22 protein-coding genes, 1 tRNA gene and 1 pseudogene are annotated in these 26368 nt (G+C 69.1%); 15 read left to right on the top strand and 9 right to left on the bottom strand.

All coding sequences use genetic code 11. The features are described from left to right. The 9 genes and pseudogenes from WU80_RS25435 to WU80_RS12855 all read left to right on the top strand — a co-directional run. Positions 1-91 (top strand): annotated as a pseudogene (locus WU80_RS25435) (type VII secretion protein EsxI); the annotation flags it as partial. 214 nt (positions 92-305) lie between these two features. Continuing rightward, on the top strand, positions 306-1079 hold the full coding sequence (locus WU80_RS12895) for a response regulator transcription factor (RefSeq protein ID WP_055403114.1): 774 nt from the start codon (positions 306-308) through the stop codon (positions 1077-1079). After that, complete coding sequence (locus WU80_RS12890; protein WP_055403113.1) at positions 1076-2602, top strand: cell wall metabolism sensor histidine kinase WalK; 1527 nt, start codon at positions 1076-1078, stop codon at positions 2600-2602. Before WU80_RS12895 ends, WU80_RS12890 begins: the two co-directional genes overlap by 4 nt. Positions 2603-2887: 285 nt before the next feature. Further along, the gene (gene kdpF / locus WU80_RS25840; protein WP_055403110.1) at positions 2888-2977 is read left to right on the top strand and encodes a K(+)-transporting ATPase subunit F; all 90 of its coding nucleotides are present in this window, start codon (positions 2888-2890) and stop codon (positions 2975-2977) included. Beyond that, positions 2977-4647: a potassium-transporting ATPase subunit KdpA gene (gene kdpA, locus WU80_RS12875; protein ID WP_055403108.1), complete on the top strand. Its 1671-nt coding sequence runs from the start codon at positions 2977-2979 to the stop codon at positions 4645-4647. Before kdpF ends, kdpA begins: the two co-directional genes overlap by 1 nt. Further along, positions 4647-6797 carry a potassium-transporting ATPase subunit KdpB gene (gene kdpB / locus WU80_RS12870; RefSeq protein WP_055403106.1) on the top strand — a complete coding sequence of 717 codons (2151 nt, stop codon included), beginning with the start codon at positions 4647-4649 and terminating at the stop codon, positions 6795-6797. Before kdpA ends, kdpB begins: the two co-directional genes overlap by 1 nt. 1 nt (position 6798) lies before the next feature. Continuing rightward, positions 6799-7674, top strand: a complete 876-nt coding sequence (locus WU80_RS12865; RefSeq protein WP_055403104.1) for a potassium-transporting ATPase subunit C — start codon at positions 6799-6801, stop codon at positions 7672-7674. A gap of 12 nt (positions 7675-7686) precedes the next feature. Beyond that, positions 7687-10254, top strand: coding sequence for a sensor histidine kinase KdpD (locus WU80_RS12860; RefSeq protein WP_055403102.1), 2568 nt, complete (start codon positions 7687-7689; stop codon positions 10252-10254). After that, entirely contained in the window at positions 10251-10931 is a 681-nt protein-coding gene (locus tag WU80_RS12855; RefSeq protein WP_055403100.1) for a response regulator, read from the top strand. Before WU80_RS12860 ends, WU80_RS12855 begins: the two co-directional genes overlap by 4 nt. A 107-nt stretch (positions 10932-11038) precedes the next feature. Here the strand turns inward: WU80_RS12855 and WU80_RS12850 are convergent, their stop codons facing one another. The 8 genes from WU80_RS12850 to mfd all read right to left on the bottom strand — a co-directional run bounded on the left by WU80_RS12850 (position 11039) and on the right by mfd (position 20379). Beyond that, entirely contained in the window at positions 11039-11326 is a 288-nt protein-coding gene (locus WU80_RS12850; RefSeq protein WP_055403098.1) for a hypothetical protein, read from the bottom strand. Between the two features lie 187 nt (positions 11327-11513). After that, positions 11514-12458, bottom strand: coding sequence for a Ppx/GppA phosphatase family protein (locus WU80_RS12845; protein ID WP_055403095.1), 945 nt, complete (start codon positions 12456-12458; stop codon positions 11514-11516). Beyond that, positions 12452-12940, bottom strand: a complete 489-nt coding sequence (locus tag WU80_RS12840; RefSeq protein WP_055403093.1) for a DUF501 domain-containing protein — start codon at positions 12938-12940, stop codon at positions 12452-12454. The genes WU80_RS12845 and WU80_RS12840 overlap by 7 nt, the downstream gene beginning before the upstream one ends. Further along, positions 12933-13568 carry a septum formation initiator family protein gene (locus WU80_RS12835; RefSeq protein ID WP_055403092.1) on the bottom strand — a complete coding sequence of 212 codons (636 nt, stop codon included), beginning with the start codon at positions 13566-13568 and terminating at the stop codon, positions 12933-12935. The genes WU80_RS12840 and WU80_RS12835 overlap by 8 nt, the downstream gene beginning before the upstream one ends. A 1-nt stretch (position 13569) precedes the next feature. Next, the gene (gene eno, locus WU80_RS12830; RefSeq protein WP_055403090.1) at positions 13570-14859 is read right to left on the bottom strand and encodes a phosphopyruvate hydratase; all 1290 of its coding nucleotides are present in this window, start codon (positions 14857-14859) and stop codon (positions 13570-13572) included. A gap of 69 nt (positions 14860-14928) precedes the next feature. Further along, a complete protein-coding gene (locus WU80_RS12825) occupies positions 14929-15657 on the bottom strand; it encodes a lytic transglycosylase domain-containing protein (protein WP_156349535.1) in 729 nt (242 codons plus the stop codon). 88 nt (positions 15658-15745) lie between these two features. After that, positions 15746-16717: a nucleoside triphosphate pyrophosphohydrolase gene (locus tag WU80_RS12820; RefSeq protein ID WP_156349534.1), complete on the bottom strand. Its 972-nt coding sequence runs from the start codon at positions 16715-16717 to the stop codon at positions 15746-15748. 2 nt (positions 16718-16719) lie between these two features. Beyond that, the gene (mfd, locus tag WU80_RS12815) at positions 16720-20379 is read right to left on the bottom strand and encodes a transcription-repair coupling factor (RefSeq protein ID WP_055403086.1); all 3660 of its coding nucleotides are present in this window, start codon (positions 20377-20379) and stop codon (positions 16720-16722) included. A gap of 107 nt (positions 20380-20486) precedes the next feature. Between mfd and lysA the strand changes: the two genes are divergently transcribed. Next, positions 20487-21827: a diaminopimelate decarboxylase gene (gene lysA / locus WU80_RS12810; protein WP_055403085.1), complete on the top strand. Its 1341-nt coding sequence runs from the start codon at positions 20487-20489 to the stop codon at positions 21825-21827. Here the strand turns inward: lysA and WU80_RS12805 are convergent. Further along, positions 21824-22417, bottom strand: coding sequence for a TetR/AcrR family transcriptional regulator (locus WU80_RS12805; RefSeq protein WP_156349533.1), 594 nt, complete (start codon positions 22415-22417; stop codon positions 21824-21826). The two genes, lysA and WU80_RS12805, sit on opposite strands and share 4 nt — an antisense overlap. Before the next feature lie 166 nt (positions 22418-22583). Here WU80_RS12805 and WU80_RS12800 point away from each other — a divergent pair. The 5 genes from WU80_RS12800 (at position 22584) to WU80_RS12780 (ending at position 26295) form a co-directional block, all read left to right on the top strand. Continuing rightward, positions 22584-22655, top strand: a tRNA-Gln gene (locus WU80_RS12800). Between the two features lie 100 nt (positions 22656-22755). After that, positions 22756-24222, top strand: a complete 1467-nt coding sequence (glmU, locus tag WU80_RS12795) for a bifunctional UDP-N-acetylglucosamine diphosphorylase/glucosamine-1-phosphate N-acetyltransferase GlmU (RefSeq protein WP_055403083.1) — start codon at positions 22756-22758, stop codon at positions 24220-24222. 103 nt (positions 24223-24325) lie between these two features. After that, positions 24326-25306: a ribose-phosphate diphosphokinase gene (locus WU80_RS12790; protein WP_055403082.1), complete on the top strand. Its 981-nt coding sequence runs from the start codon at positions 24326-24328 to the stop codon at positions 25304-25306. Then, the gene (arsC, locus tag WU80_RS12785; RefSeq protein WP_055403080.1) at positions 25307-25651 is read left to right on the top strand and encodes an arsenate reductase (glutaredoxin); all 345 of its coding nucleotides are present in this window, start codon (positions 25307-25309) and stop codon (positions 25649-25651) included. After that, positions 25648-26295, top strand: coding sequence for an LpqN/LpqT family lipoprotein (locus WU80_RS12780; RefSeq protein WP_055403078.1), 648 nt, complete (start codon positions 25648-25650; stop codon positions 26293-26295). Before arsC ends, WU80_RS12780 begins: the two co-directional genes overlap by 4 nt. Positions 26296-26368: the final 73 nt, after the last annotated feature.

The following is a 26368-nucleotide window of genomic DNA, read 5'->3' as shown; positions in this document are numbered from 1 at the left end:
CGAGCAGGCCAACGCCCACGGGCAGAAGGTGCAGAGCGCCGGCAGCAACATGGCCAGCACCGACAGCGCCGTTGGGTCCAGCTGGGCCTGATCCGCGTCCTCACTCGAAGGGCCCGCACACCACGGTGTGCGGGCCCTTCGCCGTTGAACCAATAGCTCTGCCCCGCAATATCTTTGGGTCGGCCGGTCGGCTTATTCGACCGGTAAGCGAGCGTCCCCGCTGCGACCCCGCCCGGCCCCTCAACATTTGAGAACTCTATGAAGTCCGTGACAGTCACATCTGTGGCTTGCCAGAATGTAGGGACATGACCGCAATGTCGGGATACGCGGGGGGTCAGCGCCCCCGCCAGGCCATCCTCGGGCAGCTGCCCCGGATCTACCGCGCCGACGGCTCACCGATCAGGGTTCTGCTGGTCGATGACGAGCCGGCGCTGACCAACCTGGTGAAGATGGCGCTGCACTACGAGGGCTGGGTCGTCGACATCGCCCACAACGGGCGCGAGGCCATGGCCAAGTTCGAGAAGACCAGCCCCGACGTCCTCGTGCTCGACATCATGCTTCCCGACGTCGACGGGTTGCGGATTCTGGAGCGCGTCCGCCAATCCGATCTGTACACCCCGACGCTCTTCCTGACCGCGCGGGACTCGGTCATGGACCGGGTCACCGGCCTGACCGCGGGCGCGGACGACTACATGACCAAGCCGTTCAGCCTCGAAGAGCTCGTCGCCCGGCTGCGCGGGTTGTTGCGCCGTTCCGGTCAGCAGACCCCGCCGGCCGCGGAAACCCTCAGCGTCGGCGACTTGCGCCTCGACACCGCCAGCCGCGACGTCACCCGCGACGGCACCCAGATATCGCTTTCCTCAACCGAGTTCGAGCTGCTGCGCTTTTTGATGCGCAATCCCCGGCGCGCGCTTAGCCGCAGCGAGATCCTCGACCGCGTCTGGAACTACGACTTCGCCGGGCGCACCAGCATCGTGGATCTCTACATCTCCTATCTGAGAAAGAAGATCGATTCCGGCCGGAAACCGATGATTCACACCGTTCGCGGTGTTGGGTACATGTTGCGGCCACCGGAATGACCCGGCGCCGGGACGCCTTGTCCGGCGACCTTCCGGGGTGGCTACCCCGTTCGCTACGCCGCCAGTTGTTGTTGGGCGTCCTGGCCGTGGTCAGCGTGGTGCTGATGACGGTGGGAATCGTCTCCGTGCTGAGCCTGCGCGGTTACGTCACGTCGATGAGCGACGCCGACGTTGCCGGTTCGTTGGACGCGTTGGGCCACTCGTACACCAAATACCGTGACAGTCAACGCAATCCGGGTGAGGGCGCCAAGCCACTGGACCAGGCGATGCTGCAGTTCACCGATCAAACGCCGGGAAACCTGATCGTCGTGCTGCACAACGGCACCGTCATCGGCTCGGCGGTCTTCTCCGAAGCCGAGGCGCGACCGGCGCCCGCCGACGTCGTGCGCGCCATCGAAGCGCAGTCGTGGACCGACGGGCCGCCACGGACCGAAAACCTGGGCAGCCTGGGGTTCTACCGGCTCGACAGCCACGCCGACGGGCCCGACGTGCTGGTTGCAGGGGTGTCGCTGAACCTCGCCGACCAGATCATCGCGCGCAAGCAGCTCACCACCACCCTGCTCATCGCGGCGGCCCTGGCGGTCACCGCGGGGCTCACCGTTTGGGTCGTCGGCTACACGCTTCGCCCGTTGCGCCGGCTGGCCGCCACCGCGGCCGAAGTCGCGGCCATGCCGCTCGCCGACGACGACCACCGGATCAGCGTCCGGGTGCGGCCCCGCGACACCAACCAGCAGAACGAGGTCGGCATCGTCGGCCACACCCTGAACCGGTTGCTGGACAACGTCGATAGCGCGCTGGCGCAGCGCGCCGAATCCGACCTGCGAATGCGGCAATTCATCACCGACGCCAGCCACGAGCTGCGGACACCGCTGGCCGCGATTCAGGGATACGCCGAACTCACCCGGCAGGACAGCTCCGCGCTGCCGCCGACCACGGAGTACGCGCTGGCCCGCATCGAGTCCGAAGCGCGGCGGATGACGCTGCTGGTCGACGAGCTGCTGCTGCTGTCCCGCCTGGGCGAAGGGCAAGACCTGCAGAGCGAGGACGTCGACCTCGCCGAGCTCGTCGTCAACGCCGTCAACGACGCGGCGGTCGCCGCGCCGACGCACCATTGGGTGAAGGACCTGCCCGACGAACCGGTGTGGGTCCGCGGGGATCACGCGCGGCTGCACCAGCTGGTGAGCAACCTGCTCAACAACGCCCGGGTGCACAACCCGCCCGGGGTCACGGTCACGACCGGGATCACCTGCCACCGCGACGGGCCCGACGCGCCGTGCGTCGAACTGACCGTCACCGACGACGGACCGGGCATCGACCCCGAGCTTCTCCCCCGCTTGTTCGAACGGTTCGCCCGGGCGGACAACTCGAGACTCAACGGCACCGGCACCGGGCTCGGCCTGGCGATCGTCAGTTCCATCGTCAAGGCCCACCACGGCTCCGTCACCGCCGAATCCACCGAGGGCAGAACGGTTTTCCGGGTCCGGATCCCGATGATCGACGGCCCGGGCGCCGACGCCGGATAGCCGCGCGGTGCGCGTGCCGGCGGGTGTTAAGAAACCGTAAAGGTGAACCGCGACGCCGTTAGGGAAGTGTCAACCAAAGGCCCTAGCCCAGGGGCGCCAGCTAATTTCAAGCTGATATCGCCTCGAGAGACGGCGCCGTGGCGGCCTCGACGAGGCCCTTTCGTATGCGCGTGGTTGCGCTGAACGGAGACAAGGTGGGCTCGGAATGGGCGTAGTGGCGTTCGTCGTGTTGACGGTTGTCGTGTTCGCCGCACTGGGCTGGGTGCAGAAGTTGGTCGAGCGGCTGTGAGCTACGAAAACATCGTCGGCCTGGTGCTTTCCGTCATGCTCGCGCTGTTTCTCGCGTGCGCTCTGCTGTTCCCGGAGCGGTTCTGATGGGCGCGACGACGGCGGGTCTGCTCTTTCTCGGCCTCCTCGTCGTGGCGCTGGTGGCGGTGCATGTGCCGTTGGGCGACTACATGTATCGGGTCTACACGTCGCCAAAGGATGGCCCCGTCGAGCGGGCCATCTATCGGCTGATCGGGGTCGACGCGCGCTCGGAACAGAGCTGGGGCGCCTACGCGCGCAGCGTGTTGGCGTTCTCCTCGGTCAGCATCCTGTTCCTGTTCTTCTTCCAGCTCCTGCAGGGCAAGTTGCCATTGCATCTGCACGATCCCGCCACCCAGATGACCCCCGGGCTGGCCTGGAACACCGCGATCAGCTTCGTCACCAACACCAACTGGCAGGCCTACTCCGGTGAGTCGACCCAGGGCCATCTCGTCCAGATGGCGGGGCTGGCCGTGCAGAACTTCGTCTCGGCGGCCGTCGGCATGGCCGTGGCGATCGCGCTGGTGCGCGGCTTCGCCCGCACGCGCACAGGCGACCTGGGGAACTTCTGGGTCGATTTGGTGCGCGGAACACTGCGCATCCTTCTGCCGATCGCGATCCTGGGCGCCATCGTGCTGATCGCGGGCGGGGTTATCCAGAACTTCCACCTGAACGACCAGGTCGTCACCACCCTCAACGGGGCACACCAGACGATCACCGGCGGCCCCGTCGCCAGCCAGGAAGTCATCAAGGAGCTGGGCACCAACGGCGGCGGGTTCTACAACGCGAACTCCGCGCACCCGTTCGAGAACCCGACCCGGTGGACCAACTGGTTGGAGATCTTCCTGTTGCTGGTGATCAGCTTCTCGCTGCCCCGCACGTTCGGGCGCATGGTGGGCAACACCAAGCAGGGTTACGCGATCGCGTCGGTGATGGCTTCGCTGTATGCGATCAGCGTGACCTTCATGATGTGGTTCCAACTGCAGCACCACGGCACGGTGCCCACCGCGGTCGGGTCGGCGATGGAGGGGGTCGAGCAGCGGTTCGGCGTCGCCAACTCCGCGGTGTTCGCCGACTCGACGACGCTAACCTCCACCGGCGCCGTCGACTCGTTCCACGACTCCTACACCAGTCTCGGCGGCATGATGGCCCTGTTCAACATGCAGCTCGGCGAGGTCGCGCCGGGCGGCACCGGCTCCGGTCTGTACGGCATGCTGATCCTGGCGGTGATCACCGTGTTCGTCGCGGGGCTCATGGTCGGGCGCACCCCGGAGTATCTCGGCAAGAAGATCACCCCACGCGAAATCAAGCTCGCCGCAAGCTATTTCCTGGTGACGCCGTTGATCGTGCTGACCGGCACCGCGATCGCGATGGCGCTGCCGGGTGAACGCGCCGGCATGCTGAACGGCGGCCCGCACGGGCTGTCGGAGGTGCTGTACGCGTTCACCTCCGCGGCCAACAACAACGGGTCGGCATTCGCCGGAATCAGCGTCAACACCGACTGGTACAACACCGCCCTCGGGTTGGCCATGGTGTTCGGCAGGTTCCTGCCGATCGTCTTGGTGCTCGCCCTGGCGGGCTCGCTGGCCAAGCAGGGCCAGACACCGGAATCGGTGGGCACGCTGCCCACGCACCGACCCCAATTCGTGGGAATGGTCGCGGGCGTGACCCTGATTCTCGTCGCGCTCACCTTCCTGCCCATGCTGGCGCTCGGACCTCTCGCCGAAGGAATCCACTGATGGCCGCGACCACCGTCGACCCGACCGAGCAGGCGCAACCCGCCGGCTCGGCGAATACCAAACGGGTGCAAGGGGGCTTGCTCGATCCGAAGATGCTCTGGCGCTCGACGCCGGACGCGCTGCGCAAACTCGACCCCCGCTCGCTGTGGCGCAACCCGGTGATGTTCATCGTGGAGATCGGCGCCACTTGGAGCACCGTGCTCGCCATCATCGATCCGACCTGGTTCGCCTGGTTGACCGTGATATGGCTATGGCTCACCGTCCTTTTCGCCAACCTCGCCGAGGCGGTGGCGGAAGGGCGCGGCAAGGCCCAGGCCGAAACCCTGCGCCGGGCAAAGAGTCACACGATGGCGCGACGGCTCAAGGACTGGGCGCCCGGCAGCCCCGGCGTCGAGGAGGAGGTCGCCGCGCCGCTGCTGCAGCAGGGCGACATCGTCGTCGTCGAGGCCGGACAGGTGATACCTGGTGACGGCGACGTCGTCGAAGGCATTGCCTCCGTGGACGAATCGGCCATCACCGGAGAGTCGGCGCCGGTGATCCGCGAGTCCGGCGGCGACCGCTCCGCGGTCACCGGCGGCACCACCGTGCTGAGCGACCGGATCGTCGTGCAGGTCACCCAGCGGCCCGGGGAGAGCTTCATCGACCGGATGATCGCCTTGGTCGAGGGCGCCAACCGGCAGAAGACCCCCAACGAGATCGCGCTCAACATCCTGCTGGCCGCGCTGACGATCATCTTCGTCTTCGCCGTCGCCACCCTGCAGCCGCTGGCGATCTATTCCAAGATGAACAACCCGGGCGTCCCGGATACCCAGGCGCTCAACGCAAACGGTGTCACCGGGATCGTGATGGTGTCGCTGCTGGTGTGCCTGATCCCGACGACGATCGGTGCGCTGCTGTCGGCCATCGGCATCGCCGGCATGGATCGCCTGGTGCAGCGCAACGTGCTGGCCATGTCCGGACGCGCGGTCGAGGCCGCCGGCGACGTCAACACGCTGCTGCTGGACAAGACGGGCACGATCACCCTGGGCAACCGGCAGGCCGCCGCCTTCGTTCCGCTCGACGGCGTCACCAACGAGCAGCTGGCCGACGCGGCACAGCTGTCCAGCCTCGCCGACGAAACCCCGGAGGGGCGCTCGATCGTCGTATACGCCAAGCAGCACTTCGGTCTTCGCGCCCGCACGCCCGGCGAACTCTCGCAAGCCCAATGGGTGAGCTTCTCGGCCACCACCCGGATGTCCGGTGTGGACCTCGACGGCCATCAGCTGCGCAAGGGTGCGGCCAGCTCCGTCGCCGAATGGGTGCGCGAGCAAGGCGGCAAGGTGCCACAACAGCTCGGCGAGGTCGTCGACGGCATCTCCGCCGGCGGCGGCACCCCGCTGGTGGTCGGGGAAAGCCGCGGCGGCGACGCCTCGGTGCTGGGCGTCATCCACCTCAAGGACGTCGTCAAGCAGGGCATGCGGGACCGGTTCGACGAGATGCGCAAGATGGGCATCCGCACGGTGATGATCACCGGCGATAACCCGTTGACCGCCAGGGCGATTGCCGATGAGGCCGGCGTCGACGACTTCCTCGCCGAGGCCACACCCGAGGACAAACTCGCGCTGATCAAGCGCGAGCAGGAGGGCGGCAAGTTGGTTGCGATGACCGGCGACGGCACCAATGACGCGCCGGCGCTGGCTCAGGCCGACGTGGGCGTGGCCATGAACACCGGCACCTCGGCCGCCAAAGAGGCGGGCAACATGGTCGACCTCGACTCCGACCCCACCAAGCTCATCGAGATCGTCGAGATCGGCAAGCAGCTGCTCATCACCCGCGGCGCGCTGACCACCTTCTCGATCGCCAACGACATCGCGAAGTATTTCGCGATCATCCCGGCGATGTTCGTCGCCCTGTTCCCCGGGCTGGACACGCTGAATATCATGCGGCTGCACAGCCCGCAGTCGGCGATCCTGTCGGCGGTGATATTCAACGCGGCCGTGATCGTCGCGCTGATCCCGTTGTCGCTACGAGGGGTGCGCTACACGCCGAGCAGCGCGTCAAAGCTGTTGAGCCGCAACCTCTACATCTATGGCCTCGGCGGCATCGTCGCCCCGTTCGTCGGAATCAAGTTGATCGACCTGATCATCCAATTCGTCCCGGGGATGTCCTGACATGAGCTTCTCGAACTTCTTCCGCATGCACTGGGCGGCGTTTCGCGCGCTGCTGGTGCTCACCGTCATCACCGGCGTCGCCTACCCGCTGCTGGTCTGGCTGGTCGCGCAAGTTCCGGGACTGCACGATAAGGCCGACGGGTCGATTCTGACCGCGAACGGCAAGGGAATCGGCAGCCGGCTGATCGGGCAGTTGTTCACCGACTCCAGCGGCAACCCGCTGCCCCAGTACTTCCAGAGCCGCCCCTCGGCGGCCGGTTCCGGTTACGACCCGCTGTCGTCGGGCGCGAGCAACCTCGGGCCGGAAAGCATTGTCGATACGGCGGGCAAGCCGAGCCTGCTCACGCAGGTGTGCACGCGCAGTGCCGCGGTGGGGCGGCTGGAAGGCGTGGACGGGTCGCGACCGTTCTGCACGGGCGGCGGCGTGGGCGCGGTGCTGTCGGTGATCGGGCCCCGCGACTCCCGCGGAAACGTCGTCCACCCCACCCGGGTGGTCAGCGTGAATGAACCGTGCCAGACGACGCCGGCGCCGTTCTTGAGCCTCTATCAGGGGGCGCGGGTCGAGTGCGCCAAGGATGGCGAGGACTATTCGACGGGGCAGATCGTGCCGATCCGCGGCGCCGCGCCGGCCAATCCGGCCGTGCCCGCCGACGCCGTCACCACCAGCGGCAGCGGGCTGGACCCGAACATCTCGCCGGCCTACGCCGACCTCCAAGTGGCGAGGGTGGCCAAGGCCCGCCATGTCGGCGTCGAGGAGATCCGGGAGGTGTTGGCGCAGAATCGAAGCGGCCGCACACTCGGCTTTTTCGGTGAACCGTGCGTCAACGTGTTGCAACTCAACCTGCAACTCGATCACAAATATCCGGTCTCGAGCTAGCGCGATAGGGGGATGATGGTTGACGTGAGTGCCGTTGACCACCGCCCCAAGCGCGGCGAGCTGCGGATTTACCTCGGCGCGGCCCCCGGGGTTGGCAAGACGTACGCGATGCTCGGCGAGGCACATCGTCGCCTGGAGCGCGGCACGGACTTGGTGGCCGGCGTGATCGAGACCCACGGCAGGGCGAAAACCGCTGAGCTGCTTGAGGGCATCGAGTTCGTCCCGCCGCGCTTCATCGAATACCGCGGCAGCACCTTCGCCGAACTTGACGTGCCGGCCGTGCTCGCCCGCAAACCGCAGGTGGTCCTCGTCGACGAGCTCGCCCACACCAACACGCCGGGCAGCAAGAACGCCAAGCGCTGGCAGGACGTCGAGGAACTGCTCGACGCGGGAATCACCGTGATTTCCACCGTCAACGTCCAGCACCTGGAAAGCCTCAACGACGTCGTCGCTGCGATCACCGGCATCGAGCAGAAAGAGACCATCCCGGATTCCATCGTCCGGCAGGCGTCGCAGGTCGAGCTCATCGACATCACTCCGGAGGCGTTGCGCCGCAGGCTGTCCCACGGAAACGTGTACGCCCCCGAGCGCATCGACGCCGCGCTGAGCAACTACTTCCGCCGCGGAAACCTCACCGCGCTAAGGGAACTGGCGCTACTCTGGCTCGCCGACCAGGTCGACACCGCGCTGGCCAAATACCGCGCCGAGAACAAGATCACCGAGATATGGGAGGCCCGCGAGCGGGTGGTGGTCGCCGTCACCGGGGGCCCGGAGTCCGAGACGCTGGTACGGCGGGCATCCCGGATCGCGTCGAAGTCCAGCGCCGAGCTGATGGTGGTGCACGTCATCCGCGGCGACGGATTGGCCGGACTGTCGGAGACACGGATGGCCAAGATCCGCGAACTGGCCAGCAGCCTGGACGCCTCGCTGCACACCGTGGTCGGCGACGACGTGCCCACGGCCCTACTCGATTTCGCCCGCGAGATGAACGCCACGCAGCTGGTGATCGGCACCTCGCGGCGATCGCGATGGGCGCGGGTCTTCGAGGAGGGCATCGGCGCGCGGATCGTCGAGCTGTCCGGCAAGATCGACGTGCACCTGGTCACGCACGAGGAATCCAAACGCGGCTTTCGCGCGGCGTCGCTGGCGGCCGGCGAGCGGCGGGTGGCGTCGTGGCTGGCGGCCTTCATCGTGCCGTCGGCCATCTGCGCGGTGATCGTCACGGCGCTTGACCCGTATCTGGGCACCAGCGGCGACAGCGCCCTGTTCTTCGTCGGCGTGCTGCTGGTCGGACTGCTGGGAGGCGTTGCGCCGGCGGTGGTTTCGGCGGTGCTGTCCAGCCTGCTGCTGAATTATTTCCTGACCGCGCCCCGGCACACCTTCACCATCGCCGAACCCGATGCGGCCGTCACCGAACTCGTACTGCTGCTGATCGCCGTCGCGGTCGCCGTCCTGGTCGACGGCGCGGCCAAGCGCACCCGCGAGGCCCGGCGCGCCTCGCAGGAGGCCGAGCTGTTGACCCTGTTCGCGGGCTCGGTGCTGCGCGGGGCCGATCTCGAGACATTGCTGGAGCGGGTGCGCGAGACCTACTCCCAGCGCGCGGTCAGCATGCTGCGCGAACCCAGCGAGGAGGAGCGCGCCGACGGCAAGAAGGGCGACGTCGTCGCCTGCGTCGGCCGGGACCCTTGTGTCACCGTCGATTCCGCCGACACCGCGATCGAGGTCGGCGACGACGAATTCTGGATGCTGCTGGCCGGCAGGAAGCTTTCGGCCCGCGATCGGCGGGTGCTGGGCGCGGTGGCCAAGCAGGCCGCGGGCCTGGTCCGGCAGCGCGAGCTGGCCGAGGAAGCCAGCCGGGCCGAGGCGATCGTGCGCGCCGACGAGCTGCGGCGCTCCCTGCTGTCGGCGGTCAGCCACGACTTGCGGACGCCGCTCGCGGCGGCCAAGGTCGCGGTGTCCAGCCTGCGCGCCGAGGACGTCGCGTTCTCCCCCGAGGACACCGCCGAACTGCTGGCGACCATCGAGGAGTCGATCGATCAGCTGACCGCGCTGGTGGGAAACCTGCTCGATTCGTCGCGCCTGGCCGCCGGCGTGGTGCGCCCGGACCTGCGCCGGGTGTATCTCGAGGAAACGGTGCAACGCGCGCTGATCAGTATCGGCAAGGGCGCCACCGGTTTCTATCGGTCCGCCATCGACCGGGTGAAGGTGGACGTCGGCGACGCCGTGGTGCTGGCCGATGCCGGTCTCCTGGAACGGGTCCTTGCCAACCTGATCGACAACGCGCTGCGGTACGCGCCCAACTGCGTGGTAAGGGTCAACGCGGGGCGGGTGGGTGACCGGGTGCTGATCAACGTCATCGACGAGGGGCCCGGCATCCCGCACGGGACCGAGGAGCAGATCTTCGAGGCGTTCCAGCGCCTCGGTGATCACGACAACACCACGGGGGTGGGGCTGGGCATGTCGGTAGCGCGCGGCTTCGTCGAAGCCATGGGCGGCACCATCGCGGCCGGGGACACCCCGGGCGGCGGGCTCACCGTGATGGTGGAATTGGCGGCGCCGGAACCGATTGGTGCGCAATGACGCGCGTGTTGGTGATCGACGACGAGCCGCAGATTTTGCGCGCGCTGCGCATCAATCTGTCGGTGCGGGGCTACGAGGTGATCACCGCGTCGACCGGTGCCGGCGCGCTGCGCGCCGCCGCCGAGCACAAGCCCGACGTGGTGATTCTCGACCTGGGTTTGCCCGATATCTCCGGCATCGATGTGCTGGCCGGCCTGCGGGGCTGGCTCACCGCCCCGGTGATCGTGCTTTCGGCGCGCACGGATTCGTCGGACAAGGTCGAGGCCCTCGACGCGGGGGCGGACGACTACGTCACGAAACCCTTTGGCATGGACGAGTTTCTGGCCCGGCTGCGGGCGGCGATCCGCCGCAATACCGCGGCATCCGAGCTGGAGCAGCCGGTGATCGAGACGGACGCCTTCACCGTCGATCTGGCCGCCAAGAAGGTCACCAAGAACGGCGCCGAAGTCCACCTCACCCCCACCGAGTGGGGAATGCTCGAGGTGCTGGTGCGCAACCGGGGCAAGCTGGTGGGGCGCGAGGAGCTGCTCAAAGAGGTGTGGGGACCGGCCTATGCCACCGAAACACATTATCTGCGAGTGTATTTGGCCCAGCTACGGCGCAAGCTTGAGGATGATCCGTCGCAGCCCAAGCACTTGCTGACCGAGTCGGGCATGGGGTATCGCTTCGAGGCGTGAGTTCGTGCGGTGTCGGGGCCGCGACTTTCGGGCTCGCGGCGCTGGCGGGCCGTGGTCACATCCGTCACTTGCGCCTCCGCCCCGGAGGATGCGACTGTTTGCCCGCCTCACAGCGACAATTTTGCCGCCTCCCGCAGAGCCAGCACGCGCTGGTGGATACGGTATTCGGTGGACCGCGGGATGGGCCCGGGCCCGTACTGTCCCCAACCGACGCGACGGACGCGGTCTCGGGCGATCTCCCAACGCAAGGCGTCCGAGATGACTTTTGATGCCCTGCCGTTGACCTGAAATCCCTGCCGGGTAAGGGCTTCGATCATTTCGCCGATCGTCGCTCGACCATTGTGGGCGAGATACGTGGTCAGCACGTAACGCAGTTCGATTCCTTGCAGCTTCATCGCCGTACCTTCGCACGCCGGTCTGACACCTCCCCGAAAGTCGCTATGAGGCGGGCAAACAGTCGAATCCCCCGGCCAGGGACGCAAGTGGCCCCTGTGACTCAACCCGATCGCATCCGGCCGATGTCGCTATGAGGCGGGCAAACAGTCGAATCCCCCGGCTAGGGACGCAAGTGGCCCCTGTGACTCACCCCGCGATCGACAGCACGATGCCGTCCAGGATGTCGTGCTCGCTGACGATCAACTCGTCGATCCCGGCACGGGCACGCAACTCGCGCGCCAACTCCTCGACCACGATCGCGCCCCCGCCGATCACGTCGGCGCGTCCCTCGTGCATGGGCGGCAACGCGGCGCGCTCGGCGCGCGGCATGGCAATCAGCCGCTCGCACACCGCCAGCAGGTCACCGCCGGGAACGCGCGAAAGGTGAATGGCCGCAGAGTCATACGTCGTCATGTTGTGGGCCAGCGCGGACAGCGTGGTCATCGTCCCGGCCAGCCCGACCCAGGTCCGCGCCCCCTGAACGGGCACCACCCCCAGCGCGACGTCGAGGCGCTCGCGCACCACGGCGCGGGCCGCCGCCACCTCCTCGGGTGTCGGCGGGTCGGAATGCAAACAGCGCTCGGTCAGCCGGACGCAACCGATGTCGGCCGAGTAGCTCGCCACCACGGCGTCCCCGCCGAGCACGATCTCGGTGGAGCCCCCGCCCAGGTCGACGACGACAAAAGGACCCGTGGCAGGGTCCAATTCACCGACCGCGCCGCGGAACGACAGGGCGGCCTCTTCGGCGCCGCTGATCACCTCCGCCACCGCGCCGGGCACGACGGCGCCCAGCACCTCGGCCGTCATCGCAAAGAAGTCATCACGATTCGCGACGTCGCGAGCGGCCGACGTGGCCACCATCCGCACCCGCTCGACCCGGTGCCGACGCAGCAGGGCGGCGTAGTCGGCCAGCGCGTCGCGGGTCCGCGCGATCGCCTCCGGCGCGAACTGACCCGTGGCATCGACACCCTGGCCCAGCCGCACGATCCGCGTCTCCCGGTGCACGTCGCGCAGCCCGCCGTCGCGCATGTCGGCGATCAACAACCGGATCGAGTTGGTGCCACAGTCGATTCCGGCGAACCTGCTCACCATCGCCCCGCCACCAGGATGCCGGCCATCGCGGGCTCGGGCGCCAGGATCGCCAGCGCCTCGTCGCCGAGCGGGTTGCAGCCGGGCCCCTTGGCCAGCGAGTGCGCGATCAACACATGCAAACATTTCACCCGGTCCGGCATTCCGCCGCCGGAGAACGTCGTCCCCAGCGGCTCGATCGCGTCACGCTCGGCCAGATATGACTCGTGGGCCCGTCGGTACGCGGCCGCCAATTCCGGGTCCTGGCGCAGCCGTTCGGACATCTCGCGCATCAATCCCGTCGTCTCCAGCCGGCTCGCGGCCGCGGTCAGCACCGGATGGGTCAGGTAGTACAACGTCGGAAAGGGCGTTCCGTCAGGAAGTTTCGGCGCGGTCTTCACCACGCCGGGCTCACCGTTGGGGCAGCGATAGGCGACCTCGAGTACGCCGCGCGGCTCCCGCCCGAGCTGACGCGCCACGGCCTCGAGGTCGCCACGATCAACCACCGGGCGTCGTGGGGTTGGGTTCGGGCGGGGGCACGTTGGCGGGCGGCAGGTGCGGCGCGTCGGCGATGGTGTGCCACAGCGACGTGTACCAGGGATCGCTGCTCGCGGGTTTCGCCGCCTGGGCCCCGGGCTCGGACGGAGCCGCCGTCGGCGGAAGCTGAACCTGGAAGGGGATGTCACCCGGTTTCACGAACCCGAGCCGCTCGCGGGCCTGCGCCGCGATGTAGGCCGGGTCCCCGAGTTTGGCCTTTCTCTGCTCGAGGTCGGCGATCTGACGGCGCAGCGCGGCTTCGCTTGCCGTCAGCTGATTCATCTCGGTGCGCTGGGCGAAGTAGGTGCGCACCGGGCCGGCGATGGTCAGGGTCAGCACGCACACGACCGCGGCGAGCACCGCCGCGCGCCGCGCCGTGAAGCCGAGCCGCTGCTCGGACCGTTGCTCGACGGACTCGGCGACCTGGCGCTTGATGGGCTCGACCACATGCTCGTAGACCGAACGCGGGCTGGCCTGCTTCGCGGTTTGGGACGGCTTGGATGACGGCTTCGCGGTGCGGCGGCGCCGAACCGGATCCCCGGCCTTCCCCGGGCGCGATGCCGGGGAGCGCCGTTTCGGATCCGGCTTGCCGGGCAAGCTATTTGGCCTCCGGCGCGTAGCGCGGGAAGGCCAGATCGCCGGCGTATCGGGCGGCGTCGCCCAGCGCCTCCTCGATCCGCAGCAGCTGGTTGTACTTGGCGACGCGCTCGCTGCGGGCGGGCGCGCCGGTCTTGATCTGCCCGCTGCCGACCGCCACGGCCAGGTCGGCGATCGTGGTGTCCTCGGTCTCGCCGCTGCGGTGGCTCATCATCGTGCGGTAGCCGCTGTGGTGGGCCAGCGCTACGGCGTCGAGCGTCTCGGTGAGCGTGCCGATTTGATTCACCTTGACCAGCAACGCATTTGCGACGCCCTTCTCGATACCTTCCTCGAGGCGCTCGGGATTGGTGACGAAGATGTCGTCGCCGACGATCTGCACGCGGTCCCCGATCGACGCCGTCAGGGCCGCCCAGCCGTCCCAATCGTCTTCGGACAGTGGGTCTTCGATGGACACCAGCGGATAGGAGTCGAGCAGCCCGCCGTAGAACTCGGCCATCTGCTCGGCGCTGCGGGTGTTGCCCTCGAAGGCGTATCCGGTGCCGTCGGTGTAGAACTCGGTGGCCGCCGCGTCCAGCGCCAGCGCCACGTCGACGCCCAGCTTGAAACCGGCCGACTCGATGGCCCGGCCGATCAGGTCCAGCGCCGCGGTGGTGCCGGCCACGTCGGGCGCGAAGCCGCCCTCGTCCCCCAGCCCGGTGCTCAGGCCCTCCTTCTTCAGCACGGACTTGAGCGAGTGGTACACCTCGGCGCCCCAGCGCAGCGCCTCGCCGAAGCTCGGGGCGCCGATCGGCGCCACCATGAACTCCTGGATGTCGACGGCGGTGTCGGCGTGCGCGCCGCCGTTGAGGATGTTCATCATCGGCACCGGCAGGATGTGCGCGTTCGGGCCGCCGATGTAGCGGAACAGCGGCAGCTCGGCGGAATCGGCGGCCGCCTTCGCGACGGCCAGCGACACGCCCAGGATCGCGTTGCCGCCCAGCCGGGACTTGTCGGGGGTGCCGTCGAGGTCGACCAGCGCCTGATCCACCAACCGCTGGTCGTCGGCGTTGAGCCCGATCACCGCCGGGCCGATCTCGTCCAGGACGGCCTCGACGGCCTTGCGCACGCCTTTGCCGCCGTAACGCTCACCGCCGTCGCGCAACTCGACGGCCTCGTGCTCGCCGGTCGACGCGCCGGACGGCACGGCCGCGCGGGCAAACGTGCCGTCGATCAGGGCGATCTCGACCTCGACCGTCGGGTTGCCGCGGGAATCGAGGATTTCGCGGGCCCCGACCTGCTCGATAATCGGCACTGGGTTTCTCCTTGTGTTCGTAGCTGGTGCCGGCCTCGCCGCCGATAGCGTAAAGCCTGATACATCCTGCTACAGCGGGTGACCCGCCGCGTAGGCGGTCGCCCAGTCGCGCACCGCGCGCGCGTAGACGCCGGAGTTGTTGTAGGCCCGCAGCGCGGTGATCCAGCCGCGGGGCGTTGCCAGATCCTTTCCGCGCCAACACAGGTAACCGGCCGCCGCGAGCGCCGCGTCGTCGATGTTGTCCGGGCTGACGCGGCCGTCGTTGTGGGCGTCGACGCCGTAGAGCCGCCAGGTCTCGGGGATGAACTGCATGGGCCCCATGGCCCGCACCACCCCGTCGTCGTCGGCCACCTCTTCCTCGCTGTCGACGATGCGCAGCGTGCCGCCGCTGCCGTCCAGGCGGACGCCGCGGATCGGGGGGCTGACATCGCCGTTGGGCGCCAGCCGCGCGCCGCGGTAGGTGCCGTGGTGGCTCTCGACCTGCCCGATGCCCGCCAGCGTGGTCCACGCGATGTGGCACTTCGGGTTTTCGACCTGGGCGACCCGGGCGGCGTACGCGTAGGCCTCCAGCGCGATCACGGGGATCTCCAAAGTCGCCGAGCGCTGTTCGGCCCACGCCCGCAGCTGATCCGCGGGCCGCCCGCTGGCGTGCGTGTCCACCGGCGGCACGGGCGCCCCGGCCGGCGGCGGGACGCCCTCGGGAATGAACAGGCTGAGCTGCCAGGTGCAGCTGGAGGCCAGCAGCATCGCGGTCGCGCCGATCACGGCGGCCGCGCGCAACCAACGCCTCGGCGACACCATGCTGGTTAAAGCTCCCTCAAATCCCCTGCGCCAACTTCCGCCTAACCATCGTCCCATGGGTTTCGGTGTTGTCCGGTTGCGTTGGTCAGTCGGCTTCGGCCGTGGCGTCGGCGGCGGGCTCGTCTTTGGGCCAGTGCGCCCGCCACTCGTCCTCGGTGACCTCTCCGAGCGGGGCCGCGTCGAGCTCCTCCGGGACGCCGTCGCCGCGGCGGGTCGCGGCGATCGCCCGCTCCACCCCGCGGACGGTGTCCACGAACTGAAGAACCGCCGCGCGCAGCGCGCCTTCGGCGTCGCCGTCGGCGGACACGGAGACGGACGTGATGTCGGCGGGGACGAGGTCGGCCGGCAGGCCCGCCTTCTCGGCACGCTGAATCACCTTCTGCGCCAACGCCAACGCCGGTTGGCCGGTGTGCACGTCGTCCATCACCGACTTGCGCGGCTTTTCGGCCGCCTTGCGCTCCTCCCATTGCGCCAGCTGCTCTTCGAGCGAAATGGTTTGACCCGCAAGCACACCTGGCACCCGATTGCCCAGCTTGCGCATCAGCGTGACGGCGACGTCGTCGATGGTGAAGGGAAGCTGCGGGGCGTCCTCGGCGATGCGGGCGTGGAAGAGGACCTGCAGCAACACGTCGCCGAGTTCCTCACGCAGCGCCTCGGCGTTGCCGCTGCGGACCGCGTCCAGCACCTCGTACGTCTCCTCGAGCAGGAACCTGCGCAGCGAGTCGTGGGTTTGTTCGCTCTCCCACGGGCCGGCGGTGCGCAGTTTGTCCATCATCGCGACCACGTCGACCAGTCGTTCGCCGCGAGGCGTCTCCGGCGCGGAGATCAACCGGGCGCCGGCCGCGAGCCGGGCGGTGACCGCGGGATGTTCGGGGTCCGACGACAGCAGCACCGGCGCCGGATGGTCGGGGTCGCCGGAGTGCACCGGGCGCGCCGCGGGCAGCGACCACGGCACCGCGACGGGCATTTCCTCGGTGTACTGGACCTCCCCGCCGAGGTGTTCGATGGCCTCCACGGGTACCAGCGACGGGCGGCGCGGGTCGAACAGGACGACGATCGTCACGCGCGCCGCTCCTCCCCGCTCGTCGGTGCCGGTGACCCCGTTATACCAATGTCTATCTGTGGTTTTCCCTGCAGTGCGGTGACCAGATCGGCCACCATCTGCACCAACTCGACGTCCCGGATGCGCGCCGCGCCGACGCCGCCGGCCCGCGGGATCGGCACCTGCACGGTGGAGGTGGTGGCGCGGTAGCCCGCCGCCGGATACATCCGCTTGAGCCGCACCTGGGCCGAATCGGGCAGCGTGATCGGCGACAGCCGCACGGTTGCCGCGGACGGCGCGGACACCTCGGTGATGCCGGCGGCCCGGCACAGCAGCCGCAACCGCGCGACCGCCACCAGCCGCAGGGCCGGCTCGGGCAGCGCGCCGTAGCGGTCGACGAGCTCCTCCACGACGGCGCCGACGGCCTCGTCGTCCGAGGCCGCGGCCAGCCGCCGGTAGGCCTCCAGCCGCAGCCGGTCGCTGGCGATGTAGTCCGGCGGCAGGTGGGCGTCCACCGGCAGGTCGATCCGCACGTCCTTGGGCTCCTCGGCGGTGGTCACCGTCTGGCCGTCGGCGGCCGCCCGGTACGCCTCCACGGCCTCGCCCACCAGCCGCACGTACAGGTCGAACCCCACCCCGGCGACGTGCCCGGACTGCTCGACGCCCAGCACGTTGCCCGCCCCGCGGATCTCGAGGTCCTTCAGCGCGACCGCCATGCCGGCGCCCAGCTCGTTGTTCTGGGCGATGGTCGCCAGCCGGTCGTAGGCCGTCTCGGTCAGCGGCGCGTGCGGCGGATACAGGAAGTAGGCGTAACCGCGCTCGCGGCTGCGCCCCACCCGGCCGCGCAGCTGGTGCAGCTGCGACAGCCCGAACGTGTCGGCCCGCTCGACGATCAGCGTGTTGGCGTTGGAGATGTCCAGGCCGGTCTCCACGATCGTGGTGCAAACCAGGATGTCGTATTCGCGGTTCCAGAAGCCCTGCACGGTGCGTTCCAGCCGGTCCTCGGGCATCTGCCCGTGCGCGACGACGACCCGCGCCTCCGGCACCAGCTCGCGGACGTGCGCCGCGGCGCGGTCGATCGAGCTGACCCGGTTGTGCACGTAGAACGCCTGCCCGTCGCGCAGCAGCTCGCGCCTCAGGGCGGCGGCCACCTGCTTGTCGTCGTGCGGCCCGACGTAGGTCAGCACGGGGTAGCGCTCCTCGGGCGGCGTCAGGATGGTCGACATCTCGCGGATCCCGGCCAGGCTCATCTCCAGCGTGCGTGGGATCGGGGTGGCGCTCATGGTCAGCACGTCGACGTGCGTGCGCAGGCTCTTGATGTGCTCCTTGTGCTCGACGCCGAAGCGCTGCTCCTCGTCGACCACCACCAGGCCCAGGTCCTTCCAGCGCACCCCGGTCTGCAGCAGCCGGTGCGTGCCGATCACGACGTCCACCGACCCGTCGGCCAGGCCCTCGACCACGGCGCGGGACTCGGCGTTGTCGGTGAACCGCGACAGCCCCTTGACGGTCACCGGGAAGCCGGCCATCCGGTCGCTGAACGTCTGCAGGTGCTGGTCGGCCAGCAGCGTGGTCGGCACCAGCACGGCGACCTGCTTGCCGTCCTGGACGGCCTTGAAGGCCGCGCGCACCGCGATCTCGGTCTTGCCGTAGCCGACGTCGCCGCAGATCACCCGGTCCATCGGGATCGGCTTTTCCATGTCGGCCTTGACCTCGGTGATGGCGGTGAGCTGGTCGACGGTCTCGGTGAAGCCGAACGCGTCCTCCATCTCGGCCTGCCACGGGGTGTCGGGCGCGAACGCGTGACCGGGGCTGGCCTGGCGCTTGGCGTAGAGCGCGACGAGCTCGCCGGCGATCTCGCGGACCGCGCGGCGGGCCTTGGTCTTGGTGTTGGCCCAGTCGCTGCCGCCGAGCTTGGAGAGCGCGGGCGCCTGGCCGCCGACGTAGCGGGACAGCTGATCCAGCGAGTCCATCGGGACATACAGCTTGTCCGAGCCCCCGCCCCGCTTGGACGACGCGTATTCGAGCACCAGGTACTCGCGCCGCGCGCCGCCGACCGTGCGTTCGGTCATCTCGACGAACCGGCCGATGCCGTGCTGGTCGTGCACCACCAGGTCGCCGGCCGTCAGCGCCAGCGGGTCGACGGTGTTGCGCCGCTTGGCCGCCAGCCGCTTGCCTTCGACCGCGGTGGCCCGGCTGCCGGTGAGGTCGGCCTCGGTGATGACGACGAGGTTGGCACCCTCGATGATCACGCCGTCGTGCAGCGGGCCCTTGAGCACGCTGACGACCCCCGGCTTGAGGGAGGTGTCGGCCGCGTCCGGTTCCAGCATGGCGGCGGGGGTGTCGGAGTCGGCAAGCCGCTCGACCACCCGGTGGGCGGTCCCGGCGCCCGGGGCGACGACGGCGGCGTAGCCACCGGTCGACACGTGCGCCCGCAGCATCGCGAAGATGCCGTCGATGTCCTGCTGGTGCCCGCGGGCCGACGGCGCCGCCCGGATGTCCAGCTCCATCGCGGACTCGGCGGACAGCTGACTCAGCGTCCACCAGGGATGGCCGGTGCGCGCCGCGGCGGCGTGCACGTCGTCCAGCTCGGCGAACCCCGACCCGCCGAATTGCGCCACGTCGACGGGCGCGTCGGTGCCCAGCGCCGCCACCGACCAGGACGCCTCGAGGAACTCGCTGCCGGTCTTGATCAGGTCGGCGGCCCGGGTGCGCACCTTCTCGGGGTCGCACAGCAGCACCGGCGTGCCCGCGGCCAGCTGGTCGGTGAGCAGCACGTGCTCACCGGGCCGCAGCACGGGCAGCAGCGCCTCCATGCCGTCGACCGCGATGCCCTCGGCCAGCTTGGCCAGCATGTCGGTGACGCTGCCGGTGATGGCGGGCCCGGGCCCGGAGTGCCGGGCGGCGAGCGCGGCGGCGCGCTCCCGCACGTCGTCGGTCAGCAGCAGCTCGCGGCAGGGCACCGCGATAACCGTCTCCACCTCGATCTCGGGGATGGAGCGCTGGTCGGCGACGGCGAACATCCGCATCTCGCTGACCTCGTCGCCCCAGAACTCGATGCGCACCGGGTGCTCGGCGGTCGGCGGGAAGACGTCGAGAATCCCGCCGCGCACGGCGAACTCGCCGCGCCGACCCACCATGTCGACCCGGGTGTAGGCCAGCTCCACCAGCCGGGCGACCACATCCTCGAAGGCGATCTCCTCGCCGACCGTGAACGTGACCGGCTCGATGCGGCCCAGCTCCGGCGTCATCGGCTGCAGCAGCGACCGCACCGCCGTCACCACCACCCGCAGCGGCGGCCCCAACCGCGCGTCGTCGGGATGGGCCAGCCGGCGCAGCACGGTCAACCTGGTGCCGACGGTGTCGACGCCCGGTGAGAGCCGCTCGTGCGGCAGGGTCTCCCAGGACGGCAAGGCCGCCACGGCGTCGCCGAAGACACCGCGCAGTTCGGCGGTCAGGTCGTCGGCTTCGCGCCCGGTCGCGGTGACTACCAGCAATGGGCCCAACCGCGCCAGCGCGCTGGCCACAAAGAGCCGTGCGCTGGCTGGACCCACCAGTGCAAGCTCGGCCGGTCGCGCGGCCGCGCTTTCGATCAATTGCTGGAAGGTCGGCGCGGTGAGCGCCAATTCAACGAGCCCCGCGATCGGGGGTTCTGGGCGAGCAGGCCCCGGTGCGGTCATGATGAATACATTCTAGGGGCGCCAAGAATCGTCAATATCGAGCCCGGCGCCGTCAAGGGATCGTCAGGAAAGCGAAATCCGGCCGCCCGCGGGCGCACGTTGGACGCATGACCTTGCTGGACATCCTGCCGTCCCTGAGCCACGCGGCGTCCCCGCGATTCGACCCCGCGATCTGGCCCGTCACCGCCCGCCCCGACGAGCGGGGCGGGCTCTGCGTCGGCGATGTGCCGCTGGCCGATATCGCCGACGAGTTCGGCACCCCGGCCTACGTCGTCGACGAGACCGACTTTCGGCGCCGGGCCCGCCGCTACCGCAAGGCGCTGCGCGGGGTTGGGGTGGTCTACGCCGGAAAGTCGCTGCTGACCACGGCGGTGGCCGGCTGGGCCCGCGACGAGGGCCTCGGCATCGACGTCTGCTCGGGCGGTGAGCTGGCGGTCGCCCTCGCCGGCGGCATCGACCCGGCGCGCATCGTCATGCACGGCAACGCCAAGTCACCCGGGGAGTTGCGCGACGCCGTCCGCGTGGGGGTGGGGCGCATCGTGGTGGATTCCGGCATGGAAATCGCCTACCTCGCGGGCCTGGCGCGCCGGCGCCAGCCGGTGCTCATCCGGGTCACTCCCGACATCGACGTCCATGGGCACCGCGCCGTGACGACCGGGATCAGCGACCAGAAGTTCGGGTTCACTCTGACCGGCGACCACACCACCGACGCGGTGCGGAAAGTGCTGGCCCACCCCATCCTCGACCTGGTCGGGCTGCACTGCCACATCGGCTCCCAGGTGACCGACCCCGCCCTCTACGGTGAGGCGATCCGCCGATTGATCGCCGCCATGGCCGACGTCCGGGCCCGGTACGGCGTCATTCTCACCGAACTCAACCTCGGCGGCGGGCACGCCATCCCCTACGTCCCGGGCGACCCCGAGCTCGACCTTGCCGAGCTGGGCCGCGTCATCGAGGACGCGCTGGACGAGGCCTGCGCCGCCGAGCATTTCCCCCGCCCGAGCGTGGTGGTGGAACCCGGCCGGGCCATCAGCGGCCGCGCCGGCGTCACCGTGTACCGGGTGTGTTCGGTGAAGACACAATCGGGCGGGCGCACTTTCGTCGCCGTCGACGGCGGCATGAGCGACAACCCCCGGGTATCGCTGTATGGCGCCCGCTACACCGTCGCGCTGGCCAACCGGCACCCGCTGGGCCCCAAGCAGCGCGTCACCGTGGCCGGCCGGCACTGCGAGGCCGGCGACGAGATCGCCCGCGACATCGAATTACCGGCCGACCTGCGCCCCGGCGACCTGCTCGCCGTCGCCTGCACCGGCGCCTATCACCACAGCATGGCGTCGAACTACAACATGGTCGGCCGGCCCGCCGTGATCGCCGTCAAGGACGGCCGGGCCCGCGAACTCGTCCGCCGCGAGACGATCGCCGACTTGCTGGCGCGCGACCGGGGCTAACCGTCCTGCAGCCGGGGGTCGGCCTCCAGGTGGGTCAGTCCGTTCCACATCAGGTTGACCAGGTGCGCCGCGACCACCTCTTTCTTGGGCTCGCGGGTGTCGAGCCACCACTGGGCCGTCATCGACACCGAGCCCACCAGCGCCTGGGCGTAGAGCGGCGCCAGGTCCGGATCCAGCCCGCGACGGGCGAAGTCGCCGGCCAGGATGGAACTGACCTGGCTGACGGCGTCGTTGAGCAGGCTGGAGTAGGTGCCCGAGCTGATCGCGGCCGGCGAGTCGCGGATCATGATGCGGAAGCCGTCCGTCCGCTCCTCGACGTAGGTGAGCAACGCCAGCGCGACCCGCTCGACCCGCACCCGGGAGCGGTTGTTGGTCAGCGACGAGGTGATGCCGTCCAGCAGCGCCGACATCTCGCGGTCGACGACCACCGCGTACAGCCCCTCCTTGCCGCCGAAGTGCTCGTAGACCACCGGCTTGGACACGTTGGCGCGCAACGCGATCTCCTCGATCGAGGTGCCCTCGTAGCCGCGTTCGGCGAACAGCGAGCGCGCGATGCCGATGAGCTGCTGTCGGCGATCGCTACCGGTCATGCGGGCGCGCGGCGCCCGGGCTTCCTTGTCGGGCTCCTTGTCCAGAACGGCCACGTCAACCAGCCTATAGCGTCGCCCGCACCGATCCGGCCGTCTTTCCCTTGCCGCCGCGATCGGCCCGCCGACCGTCTAGAGTCTTGTTGGCGTGGGCCTCCGGGGCCCGCAATCCGTCGTGGTGTAATCGGCAGCACATCAGATTTTGGTTCTGAGAGTTCAGGTTCGAGTCCTGGCGACGGAGCCCCAAAAGGCACGAGCCCTTTGCCGCGAGCGCCCATGAGGTGACACGCTTAACGGCGTGTCGGCGTACCGACCCGCACGCTCGCGTCGAAAGGAGAAGCGTGGCGTCTCGTGGTGATACCGCGGTCCTGGTGCTCGCGGCCGGGCCCGGCACCCGGATGCGCTCGGACACCCCCAAGGTGCTGCACACCATCGCCGGGCGCAGCATGCTGTCCCATTTGCTGCACGCGATCACCAAGGTCGCGCCGCAGCACCTGGTGGTGGTGCTGGGCCACGATCACCAGCGCATCGCGCCGCTGGTCGCCGAAGCGGCCGACGCGTTGGGCCGCGGCATCGAGGTCGCCCTGCAGGACCGGCCGAGGGGCACCGGCCATGCGGTCGGTTGCGGCCTGTCGGCGCTGCCCGACGACTACGCCGGCGTGGTCGTCGTCACCTCGGGCGATACGCCGCTGCTGGACGCCGACACCCTGGCCGAGCTGATCGCCACGCACAACGCGGGATCGGCCGCCGCGACCGTGCTCACCACGACGCTCGCCGACCCCAGCGGCTACGGCCGCATCCTGCGCACGCAGGACAACGAGGTCACCGCGATCGTGGAACACGCCGACGCCACCCCCTCGCAGCGCGACATTCGCGAGGTCAACGCCGGGGTGTACGCCTTCGACGTCGCGGCGTTGCGCTCGGCGCTGAGCCGGCTGAGCTCGAACAACGCCCAGCACGAGCTCTACCTGACCGACGTCATCTCCATCCTGCGCGGGGACGGGCAGGCCATCCACGCCCAGCACGTCGACGACAGCGCGCTGGTGGCCGGCGTCAACAACCGCGTCCAGCTGGCGCAGCTGGGCGCCGAACTCAACCGCCGGATCGTCGCCGCCCACCAGATGGCCGGTGTGACCATCGTCGACCCGGCCACCACCTGGATCGACGTCGACGTCACGATCGGGCGCGACACCGTCGTCCACCCCGGCACGCAGCTGCTCGGCCGCACCCAACTCGGCGGCCATTGCGTCATCGGTCCCGACACCACGCTCACCGACGTCACCGTCGGCGACGGCGCATCGGTGGTGCGCACCCACGGCACGTCGTCGTCCATCGGTGCCGGCGCCACCGTCGGCCCCTTCACCTACCTGCGGCCCGGCACCGTGCTGGGTGACGACGGCAAGCTCGGGGCGTTCGTCGAGACCAAGAACTCCACGATCGGCACCGGCACCAAGGTCCCCCACCTGACCTACGTCGGCGACGCCGACATCGGCGAGCACAGCAACATCGGGGCGTCCAGCGTCTTCGTCAACTACGACGGAACATCGAAGTCGCGCACCACCATTGGCTCGCACGTGCGCACCGGGTCGGACACCATGTTCGTCGCGCCGGTCACGGTCGGCGACGGGGCCTACACCGGCGCCGGAACCGTGGTCCGCGACGACGTCCCGCCGGGCGCGCTGGCGGTGTCCGCCGGCCCGCAACGCAACATCGAGGGCTGGGTCAAACGCAAGCGGCCGGGCAGCGCGGCGGCCCAAGCGGCCGAGAAAGCCGCCGGCAACCCCGGCGAAACATCCGCACCCGAATAGACATGGTGATTTTGGTATCTGGTAACCCGGCCATATTTCCGTACCATTCGCTACGTACGATGGGGCGTCCCATTCCCGATCCCGATACGGCGAGGGCAGTGCGTTGAGCCACGACTGGACCGATAACCGCAAAAACCTGATGCTCTTCTCCGGGCGTGCGCATCCGGAACTGGCCGAGCAGGTGGCCAAGGAGCTCGACGTCCACGTCACCGCCCAGACGGCGCGGGAGTTCGCCAACGGCGAGATCTTCGTCCGATTCCACGAGTCCGTCCGCGGGTGCGACGCGTTCGTCCTGCAGTCCGCCCCGGCGCCGGTCAACGACTGGCTGATGGAACAGCTGATCATGATCGACGCGCTCAAGCGGGGCAGCGCGAAGCGGATCACCGCGGTCATGCCGTTCTACCCCTACGCCCGGCAGGACAAGAAGCACCGCGGCCGCGAGCCCATCTCGGCGCGGCTGGTGGCCGACCTGCTCAAGACGGCGGGCGCCGACCGGATCGTGACCGTCGACCTGCACACCGACCAGATCCAGGGGTTCTTCGACGGGCCGGTCGACCACATGCGCGCGCAGAACCTGCTGACCGGTTACATCGGGGACAACTACCCCGACGGCAACATGGTGGTCGTCTCCCCCGACTCGGGCCGGGTGCGCATCGCCGAGAAGTGGGCCGACGCGCTGGGCGGTGTCCCGCTGGCCTTCATCCACAAGACCCGGGACCCGCGGGTGCCCAACCAGGTGGTCTCCAACCGCGTCGTCGGCGAGGTGGAGGGGCGGACCTGTGTGCTGATCGACGACATGATCGACACCGGCGGGACCATCGCCGGCGCGGTGCAGCTGTTGCGCGACGACGGCGCCGCCGACGTGATCATCGCGGCCACCCACGGCGTGCTGTCCGATCCGGCCGCCGAGCGGCTCGCGGCGTCCGGCGCCCGCGAGGTCATCGTCACCAACACGCTGCCGATCGGCGAGGAGAAGCGTTTCCCGCAGCTGACGGTCTTGTCCATCGCGCCGCTGCTGGCCAGCACCATTCGCGCCGTCTTCGAAAACGGCTCCGTCACGGGGCTTTTCGACGGAGACGCCTAGATGGCCGACACCGTCATCTACCACAACCCCAAATGCAGTACCTCCCGCAAGACACTGGACTTGTTGCGGGACAACGGTTTCGAGCCGAACATCGTCGAGTACCTGAAGACCCCGCCGTCTCGGGCCGAGCTGGTTCGGATGATCCGCGACGCCGGCATCGACGTGCGCACGGCCGTGCGCAAGCGTGAATCCCTGTACTCCGAGCTCAACCTCGCCGACGCGACCGACGACCAGCTGCTGGACGCGATGGTCGAACACCCGATCCTGATCGAACGACCGTTCGTCGTCACCCCGAAGGGCACCCGGCTGGCCCGGCCGGTCGACGCCGTCCGCGAGATTCTGTGAGACGTGCGTGTGCGGCCGCGGCCATCGCGCTGACACTGCCCGCTGCGGCGTGCGGCCCGAAAACGCCTGACTATCAATCGATCTGGTCGACCACCCCGACGACCACCACCACCACGACGAGGGCCGCGAAGCCGGTGCCGCTGTCGCAGTACCTGCAGAACATCGGCGTCACCGGGCAGCAGGTGGCGCCGGGCAACCTGCCGGACCTGACGGTATCCATCCCGACACCGCCGGGCTGGTCGGCGGCGAACAACCCGCACATCGCACCCGAGACCGTGATGATCTCCAAGGGCAACAAGTATCCGACGGCCAGGCTCGTGGTGTTCAAGCTTAATGGCAATTTCGATCCGGCCCAGGTGATCCAGCACGGCAACGACGACGCCCAACTCTTCGAGGACTTCAAGCAGCTCGACGCCTCGACGGCGCCGTACGACGGCTTCCCGTCGTCGATGATCCAGGGCAGTTACGACTTGGACGGCACCCGGCTGCACAGCTTCAACCGGATCGTCATCGCCACCGGTTCCAAGCCCCCCAATCAGCGATACCTGGTTCAGCTCACCATCACCGGCCTGGCCAACCAGGCCGTCGAGCAGTCCTCCGACATCGAGGCGATCATGCGGAGCTTCGTCGTCGCCGCGAAGTGATCTTCGGCCCCGCCCAGATTGCCGCCACGGTCGTGGTCGGCACCCGAACCACAGCCGTGGCGGCAATCCCGGT

The sequence above is a fragment of the Mycobacterium sp. UM_11 genome, from assembly GCF_001414075.1.
GTDB lineage: Bacteria > Actinomycetota > Actinomycetes > Mycobacteriales > Mycobacteriaceae > Mycobacterium.
The sequence above is the reverse complement of the archived record's forward strand: the minus strand, read 5'-3'. Positions and strand labels throughout refer to the sequence as shown.

What these genes read in the sequence shown, in the direction of transcription:
- WU80_RS12855 (WP_055403100.1), top strand. Translation starts at nt 10,251, where the DNA reads ATGACGCGCGTGTTGGTGATCGACGACGAGCCGCAGATTTTGCGCGCG.
- WU80_RS12850 (WP_055403098.1), bottom strand. Translation starts at nt 11,326, where the DNA reads ATGAAGCTGCAAGGAATCGAACTGCGTTACGTGCTGACCACGTATCTC.
- WU80_RS12865 (WP_055403104.1), top strand. Translation starts at nt 6,799, where the DNA reads ATGAGCTTCTCGAACTTCTTCCGCATGCACTGGGCGGCGTTTCGCGCG.
- WU80_RS12895 (WP_055403114.1), top strand. Translation starts at nt 306, where the DNA reads ATGACCGCAATGTCGGGATACGCGGGGGGTCAGCGCCCCCGCCAGGCC.
- WU80_RS12805 (WP_156349533.1), bottom strand. Translation starts at nt 22,417, where the DNA reads ATGACCGGTAGCGATCGCCGACAGCAGCTCATCGGCATCGCGCGCTCG.
- mfd (WP_055403086.1), bottom strand. Translation starts at nt 20,379, where the DNA reads ATGACCGCACCGGGGCCTGCTCGCCCAGAACCCCCGATCGCGGGGCTC.
- lysA (WP_055403085.1), top strand. Translation starts at nt 20,487, where the DNA reads ATGACCTTGCTGGACATCCTGCCGTCCCTGAGCCACGCGGCGTCCCCG.
- WU80_RS12860 (WP_055403102.1), top strand. Translation starts at nt 7,687, where the DNA reads ATGATGGTTGACGTGAGTGCCGTTGACCACCGCCCCAAGCGCGGCGAG.
- WU80_RS12890 (WP_055403113.1), top strand. Translation starts at nt 1,076, where the DNA reads ATGACCCGGCGCCGGGACGCCTTGTCCGGCGACCTTCCGGGGTGGCTA.
- WU80_RS12845 (WP_055403095.1), bottom strand. Translation starts at nt 12,458, where the DNA reads ATGGTGAGCAGGTTCGCCGGAATCGACTGTGGCACCAACTCGATCCGG.
- kdpA (WP_055403108.1), top strand. Translation starts at nt 2,977, where the DNA reads ATGGGCGCGACGACGGCGGGTCTGCTCTTTCTCGGCCTCCTCGTCGTG.
- arsC (WP_055403080.1), top strand. Translation starts at nt 25,307, where the DNA reads ATGGCCGACACCGTCATCTACCACAACCCCAAATGCAGTACCTCCCGC.
- kdpB (WP_055403106.1), top strand. Translation starts at nt 4,647, where the DNA reads ATGGCCGCGACCACCGTCGACCCGACCGAGCAGGCGCAACCCGCCGGC.